Genomic DNA, 770 nt, shown 5'->3' with positions numbered 1-770 from the left:
GCCAGCAGCGACCACGGCCGCCACGGCGTCTGTTCCTGCTCGGCGACGCCGTAGGACGCCTCGGCCTTGCGCTGCCACCACGACGCCATCACCCAGGAAACGGCCCAGTTGTAGGCGGCACGAGCCGCACCACAATGCGACCGCAACCGCTGCTCCTGCCCGGCGTTCGGATCCAACGCGAAACGAAACGCCTGAACCACGAAACCAGGACGCGGCACGAACTTCTTCACACCAACGGCTCCTCGCCGGTCGCCGCGGCCAGAGCGCGAGCGGCACGGCTCTTGCCCGCCCGCTGCCCGTACAGCCGGGCACACATCGACGTCAACACCTCGGCCATCTCCTTGACCAAGTCGTCCGTGGACTCCTCCAGGTCCAGAACCACCAGGCGACGCCCGGTCGCAGAAAGCGCGGCTTGCAGGTGCTCCACACCGAACCGGGCCAGCCGGTCCTTGCGCTCGACCACGATCACCGCCGCAGTCGGGTCGGCGAGAAGGCGATGCAGCTTGCGGCGCTTGCCGTCCAGGCCCGAGCCGACCTCAGTCACGACCTCCGCCACCGCCAGGCCCTGGGCGTTCGCCCCCTCCACCACCCGCACGGTCTGCCGGTCCAGGTCACCCTCCTGACCGCTGCAGGACACGCGACAGTAGCCGACCACACGACCGGCCGCGGACCGCGCCTCCTCCACAATCCACGTACCAGACGGCACCTGACGGACAGGAACGGGCATCTTGCCGTCCTTCACCCACCGCCAAGCGGTCTGATAGGTCACG

General features: G+C 69.0%; 2 protein-coding genes. Both read right to left on the bottom strand.

What is annotated here, in order from left to right:
- The coding region (locus tag ACNAW0_RS30500; RefSeq protein WP_416291501.1) for a helix-turn-helix domain-containing protein at positions 1-230 on the bottom strand (230 nt) is incomplete at its 3' end.
- On the bottom strand, positions 227-769 hold the full coding sequence (locus ACNAW0_RS30495; protein WP_416291500.1) for an IS607 family transposase: 543 nt from the start codon (positions 767-769) through the stop codon (positions 227-229). The genes ACNAW0_RS30500 and ACNAW0_RS30495, both read right to left, overlap by 4 nt.
- Between the last annotated feature and the right edge of the window lies 1 nt (position 770).

The organism is Micromonospora sp. SL1-18 (assembly GCF_047921505.1).
Lineage (GTDB): Bacteria > Actinomycetota > Actinomycetes > Mycobacteriales > Micromonosporaceae > Micromonospora.
The sequence above is the reverse complement of the archived record's forward strand: the minus strand, read 5'-3'. Positions and strand labels throughout refer to the sequence as shown.